Annotated in this window: 17 protein-coding genes and 1 pseudogene; 9 read left to right on the forward strand and 9 right to left on the reverse strand. The window is 43.6% G+C overall.

Annotated elements, in window-relative coordinates:
- Nucleotides 1–7 precede the first annotated feature (7 nt).
- The 4 genes from DSM2777_RS18630 to DSM2777_RS18645 form a co-directional block, all read right to left on the reverse strand.
- Complete coding sequence (locus DSM2777_RS18630) at nucleotides 8–1,600, reverse strand: ABC-F family ATPase (RefSeq protein ID WP_040045527.1); 1,593 nt, start codon at nucleotides 1,598–1,600, stop codon at nucleotides 8–10.
- A 179-nt stretch (nucleotides 1,601–1,779) separates the two neighbouring features.
- Entirely contained in the window at nucleotides 1,780–3,648 is a 1,869-nt protein-coding gene (locus DSM2777_RS18635) for an amidohydrolase (RefSeq protein ID WP_061554822.1), read from the reverse strand.
- A gap of 27 nt (nucleotides 3,649–3,675) precedes the next feature.
- Nucleotides 3,676–4,218: an antibiotic biosynthesis monooxygenase gene (locus tag DSM2777_RS18640; protein ID WP_046457645.1), complete on the reverse strand. Its 543-nt coding sequence runs from the start codon at nucleotides 4,216–4,218 to the stop codon at nucleotides 3,676–3,678.
- Nucleotides 4,219–4,289: 71 nt separating this feature from the next.
- Complete coding sequence (locus DSM2777_RS18645; RefSeq protein ID WP_046457646.1) at nucleotides 4,290–4,931, reverse strand: hydrolase; 642 nt, start codon at nucleotides 4,929–4,931, stop codon at nucleotides 4,290–4,292.
- Nucleotides 4,932–5,339: 408 nt separating this feature from the next.
- Here DSM2777_RS18645 and DSM2777_RS18650 point away from each other — a divergent pair, with 408 nt between their 5' ends.
- On the forward strand, nucleotides 5,340–6,254 hold the full coding sequence (locus DSM2777_RS18650) for a LysR family transcriptional regulator (RefSeq protein WP_046457647.1): 915 nt from the start codon (nucleotides 5,340–5,342) through the stop codon (nucleotides 6,252–6,254).
- A gap of 9 nt (nucleotides 6,255–6,263) precedes the next feature.
- On the opposite strand, the gene DSM2777_RS18655 is transcribed toward DSM2777_RS18650, so the two are convergent.
- On the reverse strand, nucleotides 6,264–7,169 hold the full coding sequence (locus DSM2777_RS18655; protein ID WP_061554823.1) for a LysR family transcriptional regulator: 906 nt from the start codon (nucleotides 7,167–7,169) through the stop codon (nucleotides 6,264–6,266).
- Between the two features lie 122 nt (nucleotides 7,170–7,291).
- Here DSM2777_RS18655 and DSM2777_RS18660 point away from each other — a divergent pair, with 122 nt between their 5' ends.
- Nucleotides 7,292–8,050 (forward strand): SDR family NAD(P)-dependent oxidoreductase, encoded by a 759-nt coding sequence (locus DSM2777_RS18660; RefSeq protein ID WP_061555437.1) that lies wholly within the window; start codon nucleotides 7,292–7,294, stop codon nucleotides 8,048–8,050.
- A 348-nt stretch (nucleotides 8,051–8,398) separates the two neighbouring features.
- Nucleotides 8,399–10,051 (forward strand): methyl-accepting chemotaxis protein, encoded by a 1,653-nt coding sequence (locus tag DSM2777_RS18665; protein ID WP_061554824.1) that lies wholly within the window; start codon nucleotides 8,399–8,401, stop codon nucleotides 10,049–10,051.
- Between the two features lie 164 nt (nucleotides 10,052–10,215).
- Here the strand turns inward: DSM2777_RS18665 and DSM2777_RS18670 are convergent, their stop codons facing one another.
- The 3 genes from DSM2777_RS18670 to tam form a co-directional block, all read right to left on the reverse strand.
- Nucleotides 10,216–11,133: a DUF808 domain-containing protein gene (locus tag DSM2777_RS18670; protein ID WP_061554825.1), complete on the reverse strand. Its 918-nt coding sequence runs from the start codon at nucleotides 11,131–11,133 to the stop codon at nucleotides 10,216–10,218.
- Nucleotides 11,134–11,300: 167 nt separating this feature from the next.
- Entirely contained in the window at nucleotides 11,301–12,239 is a 939-nt protein-coding gene (pbpG, locus tag DSM2777_RS18675; RefSeq protein WP_046457652.1) for a D-alanyl-D-alanine endopeptidase, read from the reverse strand.
- 254 nt (nucleotides 12,240–12,493) lie between these two features.
- A complete protein-coding gene (gene tam, locus DSM2777_RS18680; protein ID WP_061554826.1) occupies nucleotides 12,494–13,282 on the reverse strand; it encodes a trans-aconitate 2-methyltransferase in 789 nt (262 codons plus the stop codon).
- 202 nt (nucleotides 13,283–13,484) lie between these two features.
- Here tam and DSM2777_RS18685 point away from each other — a divergent pair, with 202 nt between their 5' ends.
- The gene (locus DSM2777_RS18685) at nucleotides 13,485–14,405 is read left to right on the forward strand and encodes an EamA family transporter (RefSeq protein WP_061554827.1); all 921 of its coding nucleotides are present in this window, start codon (nucleotides 13,485–13,487) and stop codon (nucleotides 14,403–14,405) included.
- Between the two features lie 6 nt (nucleotides 14,406–14,411).
- Here DSM2777_RS18685 and dusC read toward each other — a convergent pair.
- Nucleotides 14,412–15,065 (reverse strand): annotated as a pseudogene (gene dusC, locus DSM2777_RS18690) (tRNA dihydrouridine(16) synthase DusC); the annotation flags it as partial.
- A gap of 117 nt (nucleotides 15,066–15,182) precedes the next feature.
- On the opposite strand from dusC, the gene DSM2777_RS18695 reads away from it, so the two are divergent.
- The 5 genes from DSM2777_RS18695 (at nucleotide 15,183) to DSM2777_RS18720 (ending at nucleotide 20,308) form a co-directional block, all read left to right on the forward strand.
- Nucleotides 15,183–16,073, forward strand: coding sequence for a retron Eco8 family effector endonuclease (locus DSM2777_RS18695; RefSeq protein ID WP_061554828.1), 891 nt, complete (start codon nucleotides 15,183–15,185; stop codon nucleotides 16,071–16,073).
- A 23-nt stretch (nucleotides 16,074–16,096) separates the two neighbouring features.
- The gene (locus DSM2777_RS18700) at nucleotides 16,097–16,570 is read left to right on the forward strand and encodes a hypothetical protein (RefSeq protein ID WP_061554829.1); all 474 of its coding nucleotides are present in this window, start codon (nucleotides 16,097–16,099) and stop codon (nucleotides 16,568–16,570) included.
- Between the two features lie 92 nt (nucleotides 16,571–16,662).
- Nucleotides 16,663–16,908 (forward strand): hypothetical protein, encoded by a 246-nt coding sequence (locus DSM2777_RS18705; protein ID WP_061554830.1) that lies wholly within the window; start codon nucleotides 16,663–16,665, stop codon nucleotides 16,906–16,908.
- A 660-nt stretch (nucleotides 16,909–17,568) separates the two neighbouring features.
- On the forward strand, nucleotides 17,569–18,717 hold the full coding sequence (locus tag DSM2777_RS18715) for a reverse transcriptase family protein (protein ID WP_061554832.1): 1,149 nt from the start codon (nucleotides 17,569–17,571) through the stop codon (nucleotides 18,715–18,717).
- A gap of 49 nt (nucleotides 18,718–18,766) precedes the next feature.
- Complete coding sequence (locus tag DSM2777_RS18720) at nucleotides 18,767–20,308, forward strand: recombinase family protein (RefSeq protein ID WP_061554833.1); 1,542 nt, start codon at nucleotides 18,767–18,769, stop codon at nucleotides 20,306–20,308.
- The last annotated feature ends 81 nt before the right edge of the window (nucleotides 20,309–20,389 follow it).

A 20,389-nucleotide genomic window follows, 5' to 3' on the forward strand; every position in this document is an offset into this window, starting at 1 on the left:
ATAAAAATTATTCAGCACCTTGGCTGCGCAGATAATCTTCATAGTTACCAGAGAAATCAATCGTCTTAGTTGGCGTAATTTCTAAAATACGCGTCGCCAATGAGCTAACAAATTCGCGGTCATGGGAGACGAAGACCAACGTACCTTCGTACATCTCCAGAGCCATGTTCAGCGCTTCGATAGATTCCATATCCATGTGGTTCGTTGGTTCATCCATAACCAAGATATTTGGACGCTGCATCATCAGCTTACCAAACAGCATACGACCCTTTTCACCACCGGACAGCACTTTGACCGACTTTTTAATGTCGTCTTGGCTGAACAGCAAGCGTCCGAGGTAACCACGAACAACCTGCTCGTCGTCGCTTGGCTGTTTCCACTGGCTCATCCAATCAAACAGAGTTAAGTCTTCAGCAAACTCGCTTTCATGATCCTGTGCGTAGTAACCGATGTTGGCATTTTCAGACCATTTAGCAAAACCGGTATCTGGCTCAAGCTCGCCCACTAAGGTTTTCAGCAGCGTAGTTTTACCCACGCCGTTGGTACCCAGAACCGCCAGCTTGTCGCCCACTTCCAGCAACATGCGCAGGTTTTTGAACAGCGGGCCATTATCAAAGCCTTTGCTTAAACCATCAATTTCCAACGCGTTACGGAACAGTTTTTTATCCTGTTCGAAGCGAATGAATGGGTTCTGACGGCTAGAGGCTTTAACTTCATCCAGCTTAATTTTATCAATCTGGCGAGCACGCGAAGTTGCCTGCTTAGATTTTGAGGCGTTCGCGCTAAAGCGGCTAACAAACGACTGTAGCTCAGAAATCTGTGCTTTCTTTTTCGCGTTATCAGACATCAAACGCTCGCGCGCCTGCGTTGCCGCCGTCATGTATTCATCGTAGTTACCCGGATAAACGCGCAGCTCGCCGTAATCCAAGTCAGCCATGTGCGTACACACCATATTCAGGAAGTGACGGTCATGGGAAATGATAATCATGGTGCTGTTGCGTTCGTTCAGCACGGTTTCCAGCCAACGAATGGTGTCGATGTCCAAGTTGTTGGTTGGTTCGTCGAGCAGCAGAATGTCTGGGTTCGAGAACAGCGCCTGCGCCAGTAAAACACGCAGTTTCCAACCTGGAGCAATTTCACTCATCAGGCCGTAGTGTTGCTCAACGGGAATACCCACGCCCAGCAATAACTCGCCCGCACGCGACTCAGCGCTGTATCCATCCATCTCGCCATATACGACTTCCAGATCGGCCACTTTGTAGCCTTCTTCTTCGGTCATTTCTGGCAGCGCATAGATGCGATCGCGTTCGGCCTTCACGTCCCACAGTTCAGTGTGGCCCATGATAACGGTATCGATAACGGTATAGTTTTCGAATGCGAACTGATCCTGACGCAGTTTACCCAAACGTTCGTTCGGATCGAGGAACACGTTACCGCCGCTTGGCACTAAATCGCCGCCGAGGATTTTCATCAGCGTGGATTTACCACAGCCGTTTGCCCCGATAAGACCATAGCGATTTCCGCCGCCAAATTTGACAGAAATGTTTTCAAACAACGGCTTACTGCCGAACTGCATCGTGATGTTATTGCTGATTAACAAGACTAGTACTCTTAAGAAATGTGATTTTGGGCACATTATGCCATAAGTTGGCGTTTTTATCGCCCCTATGAGCAAAGGGAATTCTGTTTTAACAGGCAATAAAAAAGCGCTGGAATAATCCAGCGCCCATAAACAAACAACTCATCGTTTTCAAACGGCCATAGGCCAACTCACTGAAATCAGAATGAGAAACAAGAGCAACCTAAAACGCCCCAAAACGCCTGCTCATCCGACACAGGAATTGCAGATTTACGTGCTTTATCATGAGAATGCCCATGCACACCGCAAGAGCCACAGCACTGGTGCATCTGAGCCAAAACGCCAGCTTTATTCTCAACGGGTGGAGCCGAACGGTAATGTCCCGGAACCTTAACCACCGGTGACCAATCCGGTACCACAGGAATCGACGGCGGTGCTAACGGAGTGAACGCACCCGCGGCATATACTACTTTGCCATCCACAATCGTCATCACTGATTCAATACCTTTAATGGCTTCTTCCGGCACGCTGAAGAAATCTTGCGACAGCACAACCATATCCGCCAACTGTCCGGCTTTGATATGGCCTTTTTTACCCTGTTCGTTAGAGAACCATGCGCTACCTGCGGTCCACAGATCCAAGGCCACGTCGCGCGGTAAGCGATTGTTATCGTCGTACATCGCCATACCGCCAACCGTGCGGCCAGAAACTAACCAATACAGCGCTGTCCACGGGTTATAGCTGGCAACGCGTGTGGCATCAGTCCCCATACCTACTGGAACACCCATCTCCAACATTTTCTGGATCGGCGGAGTCTGTTTCACGGCGTCTTTACCATAACGCTCAACGTAGTATTCGCCTTGGAACGCCATACGATGTTGAACCGCAATCCCACCGCCCAACGCTTTAACACGTTCTATATTCTGCTCGGTGATGGTTTCAGCGTGGTCGAAGATCCAATGCAGGCCATTGAATGGAATTTCACGATTCACTTTTTCGAATACGTTAAGCATGCGCGAAATCGATTCGTTATAGGTGGCGTGTAGACGGAACGGCCAGCGGTTTTCAACCAAATGGCGTACCACTCGTTCCAATTCATCTTCCATACCTTCAGGCAAATCAGGACGAGGCTGGAGGAAATCTTCAAAGTCAGCGGCAGAAAATACCAACATTTCACCGGCACCGTTGGCACGATAAAAATCGGTGCCCTGCCCTGGCGTTAGCATGTCGGTCCATTTCTGGAAATCTTCCAGTTCTTGCTTAGGACGCTGCGTGAAAAGGTTGTAGGCGATACGTACCGTCATCTGCTTTTCATCATGCAACTGCTGAATAATTTCGTAATCTTCAGGATAGTTTTGGAAACCACCGCCAGCATCAATGGCGCTGGTCACACCCAGACGGTTTAGCTCACGCATAAACTGGCGGGTCGAGTTAACCTGCATTTCGAGCGGCAATTTTGGCCCCTTGGCCAGCGTTGCATACAGGATCATGGCATTTGGTTTAGCGATCAGCATTCCCGTAGGATTGCCTTTAGCATCACGAACGATCTCACCACCGGCTGGATTTGGCGTGTCTTTGGTGTAGCCCACCGCTTTCAATGCAGCACGATTTAATAGGGCACGATCGTAAAGATGTAGCACAAATACCGGAGTATCCGGCGCAGCTTCGTTCAGTTCTTCAATCGTTGGCATGCGGCGTTCGGCAAACTGAAACTCAGTCCAGCCTCCCACGACGCGAACCCACTGTGGCGATGGCGTTCTATCCGCCTGATCTTTTAGCATGCGCAATGCATCAGCTAAAGATGGCACGCCTTCCCAACGCAGTTCAAGGTTGTAATTCAGGCCGCCGCGAATCAAGTGCAGGTGGGAATCATTCAGACCTGGGATTACCGTATGGCCTTTTAAATCAACCAGCTGTGTACCTTCACCGGCAAAACCCATCACGTAAGCGGTTGTGCCAACGGCCAGAATTTTACCCTCTTTGATCGCCACCGCATCAGCCAGCGGATTTTCTCGATCGAGCGTATGAAACTGACCGTTAGTGAGTATCAGTGAAGCATTTTGAGACATAAGTCGTACTCCTATCACCTAGGTTGACTATTTCTTCAGCCAGCCAGCAAATATGCGTGTAACCAACGGCATCCACATAAACACCACCAGCCAAACGACGCAGGCGTCATTAATAAAATGCAGCAGTAGCGTACCTTTAAGCCCAGGCAACAACATTCCGGTTATCCACGGCACCAGATTAGTGCTGGGAAATATCACCAGCAGCGTAATAAGAAACTGCTTCCATTTTTGCGGACGTTTAACCGTAGGAGTGCTTGGCGTGAACCAAAATTCTGGCTCGGTACGAACTTCGTAATGTTCTTCTTGCGCGAGGATCGGCTGGATTTCAGCCACTAACTTTTTACGCAGATCGGAGTTGGTCCATGCGTAAAGATTATCCAGCGTATCGAAGCGGATCACGATGTTATAAGCTTCGCTTCCAGCTGTTGGCCGAATAACATGAACACCCAGATGCCCCGGGAATTGCTGTGCAGCAGGCATGATGCGGGCGAGCCATGCCTCATAAGCTATTGCCTGATTAGGTTGCAGATTATGCGTAATAACCAAGGTTACGGTATTGGTTGCTGCCATGCTGGGGCATCCTGATTGGAAAAACGGAAGTGATTGAGGCGAGATAATCTCGCCCCCGAGCAATCTAAAAATTAAGCTTTACGCTGTGGTGCGCCGTGTACCAAGGTGTAAGCGTAATCAACGCCCATGCCGTAAGCGCCGCTATGTTCGCGCACCAAATCCATAACCGCGTCATAGGTTTCTTTACGCGCCCAGTCACGCTGGTACTCCAACAGGACTTGCTGCCAGGTCACAGGAACCGCACCGGCTTGAACCATACGGTCGATAGAACGCTCATGCGCGTCAACTGAAGTGCCGCCCGAGGTATCAGTCACTACGTAAACTTCAAAACCTTCTTCCAAAGCCATCAACGCAGGGAAAGTTAAGCAAACTTCGGTCCATAGCGCAGAAATAACCAATTTTTTACGACCTGTCGCTTTTACGGCGGCAACAAACGCTTTGTCTTCCCATGAATTCATGGAGGTACGTTCGATTGGGGCAAGTTCAGGATTAACCGCTAACAATTCCGGCCAGATATAACCACTGAAGCTTTTCGTTTCAACAGACGTATAAATAGTAGGAACATTAAAAATCTTACCGGCCTTTGCTAAAGCCACGGTGTTATTCTTCAAGGTTTGACGGTCAATATTTGCCACCCCAAAAGACATCTGCGGCTGATGGTCGATAAAAATCAGTGTTGAGTTCTTTGGATCGAGCAATTCACGAATTGACATGTAATATCCTTAATTTTCACTTAGTTGAATAATACTTTCGTACCTGTGATGAACGGCTACATGCTAGGTATTCATGGAATTAGTTGATAGCTGGAAATTTTTAACAACTTATTAAGTTATTTTATGTTGCGTAAATTCTTACTTATTATTATCGCGCTAACAGTATTGTAGAGATTATTGCTTCACGCCAAGTTTCGATATATCTTAATTCAACGAAGAAACAGAATAATCGCCTATACCTGCCAGTAATATATTGGTAACGTTCGTAATATTAATTACTTTATATATCCGTGAAAGATTAAAGAATTTTCCTAACATTATTTTTAAGCAAAGATATTCCTAAACAAAGAAAACGACCAACACCGTACACTATGAGTAAATTTTATTTCTTAAAATTAGAAGGTTACGATGCGCGTAAATTTGGATGTTCTACTGATTCTTGATGCACTGGAAAAACATGGAAGTTTTGCTGCAGCAGCCGAGTCGCTTTTTAAAACACCCGCTGCACTGAGTTACATGGTGCAGAAATTTGAAAATGACCTCAGTATCAAACTCTTAGACCGTTCAGGTCACAGAGCAAAATTCACCGATACGGGCAAAATAGTATTAGAAAAGGGCAGAGTTTTACTGAGCGCCGCTCGTGAGTTAGAAAAGCAGGCTGTCCAGATCGAATCTGGTTGGGAAAAAGAGCTGACTATTGCGCTTGATGGCTCATTCCCTTTCCATCTACTGCTGCCCATGATTGAGGAATTTTATAAGCTCAATTGTCTGACCCAGCTTAGATTTACCCACCATACCCTTTCCGGCTCATGGGAACAGCTGACTCAAAACGATGCTGATATTATTTTAGGCGCCATCAACGAACCCCCAACCTCCACTGAATTCTCTTACCAAATGTTAGGCATGTTGGAGAATGTGTTTGTTGTATCCCCTTCTCATCCCTTGGCCACCGCGGATGAACCACTCGATCCACGTCTCATCTGCACTCACCGCGCAATCGTTATCGGTGATACTGCTCGCTTCAGTACGGGGCAAGCCACCAACTATTTGCAGGAACAGGAACGTATGGTGGTTTATGACTTCCATAATAAATTGCTGGCGCTGGTGTCAGGTTTAGGGTGTGGATTTATGCCGCGCCATATCGTCGAACCTTATTTGAAAACGGGAACGTTAGTTGCTAAAAAAACCACGTCTAGCAGACAGAAAGATCTGGCTTATTTGGGATGGAACAACTCTTCTGAAGGCGTTGCCTCTCGTTGGTGGCGTGAAAAAATTCTCGAAAGCGAGCTGATTAAATTTATGTACCAATATGAAAAATCTTAGTCTTTAAAATTATTCGACATATTGTTTACGGATCACCTCCGACATCCAATCCATAAATACCTGTACCCGCATGGCTAAGTTACGGCGATGTGGGTAAAGCAAAGAAACAGGCATAGCGGGAGCCGGTAGATTCTCTAGAATTGAAACTAACCCTCCCGTTCGCAACGCTTCTCGCACACCAATAACCGGTACCTGAATAATGCCTAAGCCCGCCATACATGCCGCTGAATAAGATTCGGTGCTATTCACCGTCAGTGCACCTTGCATATCAACTGTCTGAATATCACCTTGCGGCATAACGTAGGTAAACTTATCTCTAGGGGCACCTTGCGCGCTTTGATAATGGATCATGTGATGACGCTGCAAATCTGCTGGCGTTTGCGGACAGCCATGCTTGTCCAAATAGGCTGGGCTGGCACAATTCACCATCTGTAACTGGCCTAGAGGGCGAGCGATCAGGCCAGAATCTGGCAATGTCCCGACTCTTACCACACAGTCAAAACCTTCTTGAATTAAATCGACTCGTCTGTCGCTGCTGCTCAGTTCGAGTTCAAGATCGGGATGAGCGGATAAAAACGCAGCGAGTCCTTGCTGAACCACAATTTTGGCTAATCCACTTGGCATATCCACGCGCAGACGCCCAGAGAGCGGTGCATTCGATGTGCGAAACATCCCCTCAAGCTCCTCAATTTCTGCCAGCAAGTCTTGGCACCTCGCATAGCAGCGCTGTCCATCTTGGGTCAGCGTCACCTTGCGCGTTGTACGGTGCAAAAGCTGAGTGCCAAAATGATTTTCAAGCTGCTGGATCGCACCAGATACCGATCCCTTAGGCAATCCCATCCGATCCGCGGTACGACTAAAGCTAGAAAGTTCGGCTACGCTGATAAACACCTGCATCGCAGTGATTTTATCCATTTTTGATTATTCTTATTTTATGAACAGTATTGTCATATTTAGCACGTTTATTTCATTTCAAACAAACAATATGCTTCCTGATATGGCCTGCATCGGCGGTGCCCAACACGAGGGTTATGAACATGAGCAATAAGATCGCACTGATTACCGGCGCAAGCCGTGGCTTAGGTAAAAGCATGGCGCTACATCTTGCGGCGCAAGGGGTTGATGTCATCGTGACCTACCGCAGCCAACAAGATGAAGCCAATAACGTGGTGAAACAGATTGAACAAGCTGGAGCACAGGGAGCAGCCTTACCCTTAGATGTTAGCCAAGCCGGTTCCTTTGTTCATTTTCGTGCCGCATTGGAGCACGTTTTAGAGCAAAAGTGGGGACGCAGCAATGTGGATTTTTTGGTTAACAATGCGGGTATTGGCATCAATGCGTCTTTCGCCGAAACCAGCGAAGAGCAGTTCGATCAGCTCATGAACATTCAGCTTAAAGGGCCATTCTTCCTCACCCAGACTCTGCTGCCAATCATCATAGACGGTGGGCGTATTATTAATATTTCCACTGGGTTAAGCCGGTTTGTTCTGCCAGGCTTTGCGGCCTATGCGGCGATGAAAGGCGCGATGGAAGTGCTGACTCGCTATCAGGCCAAAGAACTCGGTGCGCGGGGCATTAGCGTAAACATTCTCGCTCCCGGCGCTATCGAAACAGATTTTGGCGGCGGCGTGGTACGTGATAACAAGCAGGTGAATGACTTCATCGCCTCCCAAACCGCTCTGGGCCGCGTTGGTTTACCTGACGATATTGGCAAAGCAGTCACCATGTTGTTATCAGATGAGGCTAGCTGGATTAATGGCCAACGCATTGAGGCCTCGGGTGGCATGTTCCTCTAAGACGTAGACTGCTTAAGATGACCTTGTGATATCAAAGCCTACATTTTATGTGGGCTAATTTGATTTTATAAAGTTATTCCTAAGCACGATATAATTAACAAGCTCATTTATGATTTTATACTAAATACACACATCAATAATTAAAATATAAAAACGGCACAATGTTATTTTTATGTTTTAATTGATTCAATTAGGTTAACGAAATATTCATATCAGCGTTTTAAGCGTCAGGCTTTATTAAATAGCTAAAGTTTTCGGCTTTCCCGCCGAAAACAGGGAGCACTTCCCACGGCAATGACAACGTTATTTGTCCTATTGCATCTGATTAAATTTTAGGTTGTGCTATCTATGTTCGAACGATTAAAAATCTCTCAGGGATTAATGGGTGTATTAGCCCTATTCTGCATTATTCAAATTTTCTCCGGCTCCTGGAGCATTCTTGATGCCTCGGGCACCAATGACCGACTCACGCAAATCTCCTCCGGCTTTAACCAAATTATGGCGATGGATACTGCCTATGCTTCAGTTACCGAGATCCGTGAAGAAGTACTGAAAGACGCGCTGATGCTCGCCACCCATCCAGAAGATACCAAAGCACGTCAATCACTCGGTGAATTGCGCCAAAATCTGACCGAAGTCGATCAGCAGATGGAGAAGTTTTATCAACTTTCTCAATCAAACGAAAATGAAATTGAGCGCACCAAAAATGTAAAATCCCTCTATGAAAGAGCACGCGGCGATCTGCTGCAATTGATTATCAGCTTAGAAAATAACGATCTGGTTAAATTCCAGTCTGTTATGCACAATAGCTCATCCTCGCATTTTATGTCTGCACTGGATGACACCTCAGAGTATGTGGCCAATTCTATTATTACCCCAGCGACCAACGCGGCTCAGGCAAGTTATCGCCAAATGTTGCCGCTTTCGCTCACCTTTATGTTCGTATTTATTGTCCTGACCGGCGCGGTTTTGGTGTGGATAAGAAAATATGTGCTGAATAAAATCAATCAGGTCATCGACTACCAAGCAGCCATTGCACACGGCAATTTATCGATTGAAATTGATGCCAATGGCAACAACGAAATTGGCAAACTGATGCAGGGATTGAAGCACATGCGTGATGAGCTGGCGAATACGGTCAGCGCAGTGCGTGCAGGCACTCAGAATATCTATACCGGCGTGCAGGAAATTGCGGCAGGTAACAGCGACCTCTCCAGCCGCACCGAAGAGCAGGCCAGTTCGCTTGAAGAAACCGCAGCCAGCATGGAACAGCTTTCTGCAACGGTGAAAAACAACGCCGACAGTGCAAACGCAGCAACATCACTGGTAAAACGTGCGTCAAACAGCGCCGTTAACGGTGGTGAAATCACCCGTAAGATGGTGGTCACCATGAGTGATATTGCCGATAGCTCCCGCAAAATTGGTGATATCACCAGCGTCATTGATGGAATCGCCTTCCAAACCAATATTCTGGCGCTCAATGCGGCAGTTGAAGCCGCTCGTGCTGGTGAACAAGGCCGTGGATTTGCCGTTGTGGCAGGTGAAGTGCGTAGTTTAGCGCAGCGTAGTGCTCAGGCCGCCAAAGAGATTAAAACGCTGATTGATGCGTCTGTCTTGCGCGTCGATCAAGGCAATGATTTAGTTGAAAACGTCAGTGGTGCCATGACTGAAATTGTGACCGCCATTGGGCAAGTCACCGAAACCATGCAAGAAATCTCCAGCGCTTCAGAAGAACAAAGCCGTGGGATCACTCAGATTGCGCAGGCCGTGAATGAAATGGATAAGGTCACCCAACAGAATGCGGCATTGGTTGAACAGTCTGCTTCCGCTGCTAACGCCCTTGAAGATCAGGCCGATCGTTTGAATCAAACTGTTGCGGTATTCAAACTCTCCACGTCAGGTTCTGCACCAGAAAAAATTCGAGCACAGCCACAAGCAGTAGCTGCGCCAAAATTGAAAGCAGTTACCGACGATAATGGTGAGAATTGGGATAGTTTTTAAGATCGGGGTACGTCGATTTTAAATTTGACCTAGCTACCTAGCGACAAAATTCCGCCCACCAATGAGTACCGAGTTTCATCTATGCTCCACAGATAGACGACCAAAACTCGATACAAATCGACAGGCGGAGTTTTACCTCAGCAGCTTATGCTCTACGGAATGCCTTATCCTTTTTTCGGGATCAGCTTCCCAACGCCACTCACCACCAGCAATACAATCGCGCCTGCAATAATCCCAAACACGAGATTAAGCAGCGTAGGGCCAAGACCCGCAATCACGGTACCGACCGTTGGCAGGTCGGCTCCGCTTTCGGCTAAATGCTCGAAGTAGTGATGCACCCACGGTAAACCATGGACGATAATCCCACCGCCCACCATAAACATCGCCGCCGTCCCCACCACTGAGAGGATTTTCATCAGATACGGCGCAGCATCAACGATCCAACCACCGAGTTTCTGAACCAACGCCGAGCTTTTTTTGCTCATCCACAGGCCTAAATCATCAAGCTTCACAATGCCTGCAACGATGCCGTAAACGCCTAACGTCATCACAATGGCAATACCGCTGAGTACGATCACCTGCTGGACGAACGGCGCACCGGCGACCGTACCGAGCGTAATCGCCACAATTTCGGCTGAGAGAATAAAATCGGTGCGTATGGCCCCTTTTACCTTGGCCTTTTCGTAGGCACGTAGGTCATCAGGCACTTTCTCTTCAGCTTTTGGCTGATGTTTTTCCTCTTTGCCGTGCAACACTTTATGCGCCAGTTTTTCGAAACCTTCGTAGCACAGGAATGCGCCACCCAGCATCAGCAAAGGCGTAATCGCCCACGGTGCAAAAGCGCTAATCAGTAAGGCAAGCGGCACTAAAATCACTTTGTTGAGCAGAGATCCCTTTGCCACCGCCCACACGACCGGCAATTCTCGGTCAGCCGAAACGCCGGTAACCTGCTCCGCATTTAGGGCTAAATCGTCCCCTAAAACCCCTGCGGTTTTACGAGCGGCCATTTTGCTCATCAGCGCAACGTCGTCTAACACTGAAGCAATATCATCTAATAACGTTAGTAAGCTACCACCAGCCACATTGAAATCCTTAAGCTTTAATCACTGAGATAATGATAGGGGTTAGGGGTAAAAATGTCGCGTTAATCTCAAAACCACCTTGGCACATAAAAAAACGGCAGAGGTTTTAGCCTCTGCCGTTTTTAGTGTAAGAAGGAAAACTGTCTGTACCTGATAGTTTTTAAAAGCTATTTATTATCAGCAACCTGTACGCTACCGTGCAGGCCCTTCTGCTTTTTATAGCTCAGCGCGGCCGCAGGAACCGGCGCCGCTTTGCCGGTTAACATCCAATCTCTCAGGCGGTTAGCATCGGCAAAATGGGTATATTTTCCGAAAGCATCCAATACCACTAACGCCACCTGACGGCCACCGATAGTGGTACGCATCGCCAAGCAATGACCGGCCTGATTCGTAAAGCCGGTCTTAGTCAGTTGGATTGCCCATTTATCATTACGCACCAAGTGGTTGGTATTGTTAAATGTTTCGGTATAAACCGGGTTTGAGAACGTCACCGACTTCGTTTCTGTGGTGCTCAGCTCGCTAATCAACGGGTAGTTTTTGCTCGCAGCCAGCAGCTTGGTTAAATCCCTCGCCGTTGACACGTTGTTCACAGAAAGTCCGGTGGGCTCCACGTAACGGGTATGCGTCATCCCCAGCGAACGTGCTTTAGCATTCATCGCTTTAATGAAGGCGTTGTAGCCGCCCGGATAGTGATGGGCAAGACTTGCCGCGGCGCGGTTTTCTGAAGACATAAGCGCCATTAGCATCATTTGACGACGGCTGACTTCACTTCCCACACGTACCCGAGAAAAAACGCCCTTCAGCTCTTTAGTATTGTGGATATCAACCGAAATCACTTCATCCATCGCAGGTTTGGCATCTAACGCCACCATTGCTGTCATCAGTTTAGTGATTGAAGCAATAGGAACCTGCACGTCTGGGTTACTCGAATAAATGACGCTATGGGTTTTTAAATCCACCACCATTGCACTGCCTGACGCTAATACCAGAGAAGAGGCATTATGCGTTGTTGGCGCGTTCTCACTTGCGAGCACGTTTGGAACGCTGGCCACGCTGCTGCCTAAAAGCAACAGGCTTAATAAGGAATATCGGAGTTTTACAGGCATGATCACGTATCAATCAAATGTTCGATAACACCGAGGGCAGCATAAAATAGTGTGCTTAAATCCTCGGAACGCTGCTTGCCGCGCCACACAAGGGATGCAGGCCGACAAGCTGGCGATAATCATACTCTTAACGTGAATGTTTGAGCTACGAGAAGATGTAATAATTATGTTTCTGGTTGTGAGCTTAATATTCAGAACGTTATTCTTTTTTTGATTAAAGATAATGAATAACACCTAGCGCAAAACCCGCATCGCTAAATCGCCCCATTCTCCACATTGCGCGCTACAATAAACAGGCGAGGAAACGCTAATAACACCTTTCCATCGGCGCGAGGTGTATAGACTTGCTCGAGTTCAAATAAATATCGGCGAAGAAACTCGGGGCGCTGATCTTCGCTGAGTTTATCGAGGAAGGGGCGTAATCCCGTTGAGCTTAGCCAGTCAATAATGGCCGAAGCCGATGGCATGACGTGGTAATAAGTCGTGCGCCAAATATCGACTTCACATCCCTGTAATGCCAGCAGATCGTAGTACTCCTCAGTGGTCAGCAACTTTTTGCGCACGGATTCTGCTTCACCATTCAGACTCTCCCATGGCCCTTCCGCCGCCACTTTTCGCATCAGTACATGAGAAGGCTGATTGAGATTGTCCGGCATTTGAATCGCCAGAACGCCATTATCTGCCAGCTGCGCCACCAAATGAGGCAGCAGGGTTTCATGATCCAACACCCACTGCAAAGCCGCGTTCGCATAAATCACATCCTGTGCTTCATCGGGCTGCCAGTGGCTGATGTCTGATTGTACAAAGGTGCACTGCGGTAATCGCTCTTGCGCTTTGTTGAGCATATTGAGCGAGGTATCCACGCCGGTTACCTGCGCCGTTGGCCACGCCTGTGCTAAAAGCGCCGTGCTGTTACCGGGTCCACAGCCCAAATCGCTAACCTGCATGGCCTGAGGATGATTAATTCTGGCAAGCAGTTCACGTGCAGGACGGGTTCTTTCCGCCTCAAAGCGCAAATACAGTTCGGGATCCCAATCGCTCATGACCTTTTCCTTTAAGCAGAATCTTCTGTTGGATAGCCAAATTCATGGTTTGCCACGCATCTAAGCAGGCTAACTATGTCACCTTTCTCTTTATTCAGAACATATCCCGTTCGCGGGTATCTCCCCTTGATGACTTTAGCTATAGTTTTGCATCCAAGCCAGCGAGAAAACTCAAAAAAGCGCGCCCTTTCAAGGAGTCATAATGTCCATTAAAGATATGCTGTTAGCCCTGTGTGTTGTCGTTATCTGGGGCGTAAACTTTGTGGTCATCAAGGTGGGTTTGCACGGTATGCCGCCTTTGCTCCTCGGCGCACTGCGTTTTATTCTGGTAGTGTTTCCGGCGATATTCTTTGTACCACGCCCAAAAATCCCACTGAAGGGGATAGTTATTTATGGGCTTACCATCAGCTTCGCGCAGTTTGCCTTTTTGTTCTGCGCCATCAACCTAGGCATGCCGTCAGGTATCGCCTCTGTGGTATTGCAATCGCAGGTATTCTTTAGCGTTTTGCTTGGGGCATTAATTCTGGGTGAGAAAATCAAACGTAGTCAGGTCGTCGGCATTCTTATGGCGGCGGTAGGCATGCTGGTTCTCGCCAAAGGCGGTATGACGGGAAGCTTAACCGATATTCCCTTAATCGCCCTGCTCTTCACGCTCGCAGCGGGATTCTCATGGGCTTGCGGCAACATTACCAACCGCTCCATCATGCAAAATGCGGGCAAGACCAGCATTATGTCGTTGGTGGTGTGGAGCGCTTTGGTGCCTATTTTGCCTTTTTTACTCTGTTCATGGTTGTTCGAAGGACAAGCCGCTATCGAAAACAGCGTGCTGAATATTGGCATTCCGACCGTTTTAGCGCTGTGCTATATCGCGTTTCTTTCCACTCATGTTGGCTACGGCCTGTGGGGAAGCTTGCTGACCCGCTATGAAACGTGGCGCGTAACGCCGTTCGCTCTGCTGGTGCCGGTCGTTGGATTAACCAGTGGCGCACTCATTTTAGGCGAACGCATTTCGACCCTACAGATTTATGGATTACTGCTCATCATGCTGGGATTATTGGTGAATGTTTTTGGCGGGAAACTGATGGCTAAGCGTATACAGCGCCCAGCCATTGAGAAAGAGTAGTTAACGCTAGAGCCGCTCGATAGCGCTGGCAATATCGGCCGAGGTTTTCAGCGCACGGATCTCACTGAAAACCTCTGAAGCTTCGGCATATTCTTTACGCAAATACCCCAGCCACTGCTTGATACGAGCGACGTGATATAGCCCGGTGTCGCCCTGTTTCTCAAGACGCACATATTTTTTGAGCAGCAACATCACCTCAGGCCACGGCATTTTGGGTGCGTTTTGTTTAATGACGCGGCTCAAATTCGGCACGTTCAGCGCGCCACGGCCAATCATCACCGAATCGCAGCCGGTGGCCGCCATGCAATCTTGCGCGCTTTGCCAATCCCAAATTTCACCGTTCGCGATCACGGGAATACTCAAACGCTGACGGATTTCGCCAATCGCCGCCCAGTTAATTTTGTCGGCTTTATACCCATCTTCTTTGGTACGTCCGTGCACGGTAATTTCGGTGGCACCCGCTTGCTGTACCGCATCGGCAATTTCAAACTGGCGCGCCCCCGAATCCCAGCCAAGACGCACCTTCACCGTAACCGGTAAATGTGACGGCACGGCTTCACGCATCGCTTTGGCACCGAGATAAATCATCTCAGGATCTTTGAGTAACGTCGCACCGCCGCCGCTGCCGTTGACCATTTTTGAGGGGCAGGCAAAGTTTATAAAAAGTAAACATCATGGATATGTATGAACTCATGCAAGCTACTAAAATACTAAAACACTTATCGAATATCTTTAAAAAGGATACAATCCCGTACAACAAATAAAAAGGATGAACACATGGGTATTAAATCAATAAAAATAAAAAATTTACTCTCATATGATGAAATTCACATTTCTGACATTAAAGATATAAACTGCATAATTGGAAGAAATAACACAGGAAAATCCAACCTATTAAAATTGATACGATTCTTTTATACAAAATTAGAAAGACGAGATGCACTCCCTCCGAAATTGAATAATAATTACAGTTCCTATGGTGAAATATCAATTGAATATGACATAACCAGAATATCTAAAATAGTGAAAGGACACAAAAACAATAATAATAAATTCTTTAAACAAATTGCAAGCACTCTTTTAAAACAAGCGTACTATGAAAGATTGTCATTTTTTCTAACCGAATCAAAAAATGATAAAACCTTCACTTTAAGTCTAAAAATAAAAAATGATGAATCAGTGCAATGGTCGATAAAGGACACTAAAACCCTAAATATAATAAATCATCTATTCCCTTATTTCGACATTGAAACTCGTCATGTTGACTTATATGATTGGGATAAATTGTGGGTATTAATCAGCAAACTTAAATCATTCAACACAGAGAAAATATCTAATGAAGAGATAGTTGCTTTTTTTGATAGCAAAATAGGTGAGAATAGCAAATCGTACTCTGATTACATTAATAAAATAAAAGAAATCACTAAAACATCTAAGTATGGGTATAAAGAGAAAGTTCTAAACTATGTTAAAGTAGGATTAGATGGTCAAACATTCCAGATCGATGGTAAAAAACTAGAGATTCAATCAGATGGAACAAATTCTTTCAAATATATTGAAATATTTCTATCCCTATTGATATCCCTTACAAGAAGAGACTATATAACACCAATAGTATTTATTGATGAACCTGAAATAGGGTTGCATCCAAAAAAGGTGAGCAACTAATAGAAAACCTCCATGAAATATACATGTCATTTAAAAAAAGCAAAGAAGGAATAGAGCAAAACAAATATGCAACACCATATCCAAATATTTTCATGTCTACACATTCTCCTAATATATTAAAATCTGTTGTTAAAGAGTTCGGTATAAACCAGCAGGTATTACATTTTTCTATGCTAAATGAAAATACCAACATAAGAAAAATGAATTCAACATACGATGACCTTCGCTTCTTAAATATATTCAATGATAATGAAGCAAGATTGTTTTTTAGTGAATTTATATTCTTCGTTGAAGGTGTAACCGAGCAAGAGCTTTTCTCCAATAGATTACTTACTAATAAATTTCAGCATTTGAGAAACATTGATATATATGCCACAAGCGATGTTGCATTAAAATATATAAATCCTTCCTATTCAAACACGGCAATTCCTTACATCGTTTTATATGACGCCGATCACTTATTTGCATTTGATAACCAAAATAAAAGTTCACATTAAAGACTGGCAAATTAAGTATTGCTCAAGTTAGAAACACATATAAGTATTCATATATAGGCTCTAGCAACTATCAAGCAAAAAGAAACATAGATATGTTCCTTAAATTATTAAATAACACAACAATTCAGACGGACAGCAATAATATTAATATAACCAACATTGATTGGTCAGGATTAATTAATCGCATTAATAAGTTCATACTTTCAAAAGAAAACTACTGGATCACCTCTACAACAATTGAAGGTTGTTTAATTAATGAAAAGAGCTTAATTTTATTTAAAAAATGGATGCTAAGTGAAGTGTTGAAAAACTTAAATCCCAAAAAATTGGGAATATAGAAGAAATAGTAAACTCAGCACGACTTAGCCCATACATAAATGATACGCAGCTTTTACAAACCTGTAAATCAGTCTTAAGCAACAATGCTACCATTCAAACTATTAGTGATCAAAATAGATTATTCATACGAAAATTGAAAAGTGACTTAGTTAAATTACTTAGTAGACGATTAAGCACAGCTTTTCCAGACGATAAAATTCAATCCATTGTACTCAGGCTGATATTTTGCGGAAAAACTGAAACACTAACAGCCACTTTTAATAAAAATTTCAAAAAAATTGTACCCGGACATTTTGCGGGCGAAATAAAAAATTTTAAAGATGACTTTACAATGTTGAGCTATTTGACAGAGAAGACTAGTGGATGGGTTACCAAGTTTGTCGATTTTTCAATCAATGAAATTGAGAAAAACTCTGCAGATAATAAGGGATTTCACGACGAGTTTAGATTGATTTTCTCAGAATTAAGTAGTATTCTAGAGAGACTTCGGTTCCGATAGATAAATGGGTCATAGAAGTTTATGGCGAACGCTTGACGTTCCTATGGTCAGATTTTGATCTGATCAGCCTATTATTTACTAGCCGGTCTCACTAGTCTCAAGTAGACTTTGTAAGCCACTAAAGTGAAAGTCTGTTCATTGTATCGGAACCGAAGTAATCATGAATAAGATCACAAAAAAAATCCTCATCGAAAAAATCCTTTTACTAAGGAAAGATGAAATTGATGAATTTTACCAAAATGCAATACCTGATTCCAATGTAGTTGAGAAAAAATATAAAAATAAGTTCATGTATTCACTGAGCTACAGTAGTACATTTAGAAAAATACAATCAAATATAAATACTGCATTAAATCCACTTTTAGATTTAAATAATTCCGCGATAGCATATAGGACAGGACTCTCATATTTTGATTTTCTAGAACCTCATGCTAAAAACTATCATTTTCTTAGAATGGATATTAGCTCGTTCTTTCATTCCTTGAACGTGGATGACGTTAAAGAAACTATTAGCCAATATATTGATGATGATGTGATAAATACCAAACACAATCAAAAATTAATAGACATAGTTATAAAATGCATTACCTATACAATTCCTACGAAGTTTCAAAATAAAGATTTTCACGACAAAACAATTCTTCCCATGGGCTTTAGCACTTCTCCTATAATATCTAATATTTCATTCAGAAAAATAGATATATTAATACAAAAACTATGCGTGAAACTTGATATTACTTATACTAGATATGCTGATGACATGCTTTTCTCCTCCCCAATAAACAAAAAAATAATTCATTCAGAATTTTTTCTTAAAGAAATAAAAATATTAGTATCTTTATTAGGATTAAAGATAAACAACAAGAAGACGATAATAAAATCTCATACAATTTCCTTGAATGGATATATTATACAGAACCAGATCAGACTTACTGGTTTTGCAGGTCTGATTTCTCCTCTTTCCCCAGCAGAGATAAGACTATCGAATAAAAAAACAGTCATAATTGACAAACTTTTACACCATATTCTCGTTAAGAAAAATAGTAATGAAGAAATCCTCAAAAAGCTATTTAAACAAGATGTGAGAAAAATGATGCGTTATGGTAACAGAGAAAAATATGTCAACGCTTATTCTCTAGACCAAATACTGAATAAACTGACTGGATATCGTTCATTTTTATTATCAATAATCTCTCACAACACAAAATTTAAATCTACTTCCGTAGAAACTATAGAAAAATATAAAATACAAATTAGTACAATTGAAAAATGCATTAACATTCTCGATAAGAAAAAGATCCACACCTGAGTATGTACTATTCCTTAGAAAATAGTTAAAATTTTTTAGGGAGGAAATTATGCTTTGTTATTCATATGTTAGATTCAGTACACCAGACCAAGCTAAAGGTGATAGTTATCGTCGCCAAATGGAGTTTGCCAGTAACTATTGTAAGCTCCATAATCTAACTTTAGTTGAAGATCTCAGCTTCAAGGATCTTGGCGTCAGTGCATATAAGGGAAGCAATCTTAAAAATGGAGCTCTAGGTAAATTTCTGGAACTTGTAGTAAGTGGACAAATCCCTAGCGGTAGTACATTAGTTATCGAGAGCTTTGACAGATTATCACGACAAACAGCTATAAAAGCTCAAGCAGTCTTTTTTGAAATTATCAGTGCTGGCATTACTATTGTCACAGCGATGGATAACCGCTCATATAATCTTCAATCTGTATCAGATAATCCATTTGATCTTATGTATAGCCTAATGATCATGATTAGAGCTAATGAAGAAAGTGAAACAAAGAGTAAACGAGTTAAAGAAGCAATAAAATACAAAATAGATAATAAAAAAATAATTCCTAGCAAGCTACCCTATTGGATTAAACATAATAAAGATGAAGATGTTTTAGAGCTAATTCCAGAAAGAGCCCAAACCATTTCATATATAATTGAAAGATATCTATCTGGATTTGGCATCAATAAATTAACACGCCATCTTAATGAAACAATACCTCCATTTGCAGGAAAATCTTGGTATCCACTTTACCTACAAAAACTTCTTCGTTCTGTATCTCTTTATGGAGAACGCCAATTTAATATGAATGACACACTCTATATTATGGATGATTACTATCCCGCTATTATAGATAAATCCAAATTCGCTGTAATTCAAGAAAATCTAGATTCCCGAGCACCAACCCGTGGAGGAAAAATACCCTCAGCAATAACTGGAATTCGTAAAGCTTATTGTGGGTATTGTCAAGGTGTTTTAGTTTCACAATCGACTAAACGCAATGGCAAAATCGTAGATGGATTGAGACGAGCACGTTGTGGCACAAACAATAATGCCGGGAGTTGTATCACTAGCTCATTCAGAATATCTATTGTTGAAAGTGCAATCGCAGAATATTGTAGTCAGTATTTTGACTTATCATTACTTGCTCCTGAATCTAATAGTTCAAAGTTAGATTTAGCAAAGTACCGCCTTGATTTAAAACAACTAGATACTAAAATAGCTAATTACGTTAAATTCATATCTGATGGCAATATTAGCCCTGCAATAATTTCTGCTCTTGATGAAGCTGAAAAAGACAAAAAGAATTTACAACAAAAGATACAAAAATCAGAACTAAACACTCTTACAAACAGTAAGCGTGAAATTACAGCTAAATGGAAAACAATTAAAACAAACTTAAGCGTGTATGACGAAGAAAACATACTTAAATTACGCGAATTAATTCGCGGCTCGATTAAAAGGATTCTTGTATTTCAATATGGTCCATGGGCCAACACTGGTCCAATAACAACACCATCGGGTAAAAAAATCCAACCATCTAAAGGAAACTTTAGCATACAAATAACATTTAATAATGGTGTTAGAAAAACTCTCGAACTTGGTTAGAATATTAAAGACCAAGAAGTGGATACTATCAATAGAACAATTATGGAAAATGGAAATACTTATACTCCAGATGAATACATT

The sequence above is a fragment of the Obesumbacterium proteus genome, assembly GCF_001586165.1.
Classification (GTDB): domain Bacteria; phylum Pseudomonadota; class Gammaproteobacteria; order Enterobacterales; family Enterobacteriaceae; genus Hafnia; species Hafnia protea.

Coding starts and splice junctions, on each gene's coding strand:
- DSM2777_RS18635 (WP_061554822.1), bottom strand. CDS start 3,648: ATGTCTCAAAATGCTTCACTGATACTCACTAACGGTCAGTTTCATACG.
- DSM2777_RS18640 (WP_046457645.1), bottom strand. CDS start 4,218: ATGGCAGCAACCAATACCGTAACCTTGGTTATTACGCATAATCTGCAA.
- DSM2777_RS18645 (WP_046457646.1), bottom strand. CDS start 4,931: ATGTCAATTCGTGAATTGCTCGATCCAAAGAACTCAACACTGATTTTT.
- DSM2777_RS18650 (WP_046457647.1), top strand. CDS start 5,340: ATGCGCGTAAATTTGGATGTTCTACTGATTCTTGATGCACTGGAAAAA.
- DSM2777_RS18655 (WP_061554823.1), bottom strand. CDS start 7,169: ATGGATAAAATCACTGCGATGCAGGTGTTTATCAGCGTAGCCGAACTT.
- DSM2777_RS18660 (WP_061555437.1), top strand. CDS start 7,292: ATGAGCAATAAGATCGCACTGATTACCGGCGCAAGCCGTGGCTTAGGT.
- DSM2777_RS18665 (WP_061554824.1), top strand. CDS start 8,399: ATGTTCGAACGATTAAAAATCTCTCAGGGATTAATGGGTGTATTAGCC.
- pbpG (WP_046457652.1), bottom strand. CDS start 12,239: ATGCCTGTAAAACTCCGATATTCCTTATTAAGCCTGTTGCTTTTAGGC.
- tam (WP_061554826.1), bottom strand. CDS start 13,282: ATGAGCGATTGGGATCCCGAACTGTATTTGCGCTTTGAGGCGGAAAGA.
- DSM2777_RS18685 (WP_061554827.1), top strand. CDS start 13,485: ATGTCCATTAAAGATATGCTGTTAGCCCTGTGTGTTGTCGTTATCTGG.
- DSM2777_RS18695 (WP_061554828.1), top strand. CDS start 15,183: ATGGGTATTAAATCAATAAAAATAAAAAATTTACTCTCATATGATGAA.
- DSM2777_RS18700 (WP_061554829.1), top strand. CDS start 16,097: ATGTCATTTAAAAAAAGCAAAGAAGGAATAGAGCAAAACAAATATGCA.
- DSM2777_RS18705 (WP_061554830.1), top strand. CDS start 16,663: ATGTTCCTTAAATTATTAAATAACACAACAATTCAGACGGACAGCAAT.
- DSM2777_RS18715 (WP_061554832.1), top strand. CDS start 17,569: ATGAATAAGATCACAAAAAAAATCCTCATCGAAAAAATCCTTTTACTA.
- DSM2777_RS18720 (WP_061554833.1), top strand. CDS start 18,767: ATGCTTTGTTATTCATATGTTAGATTCAGTACACCAGACCAAGCTAAA.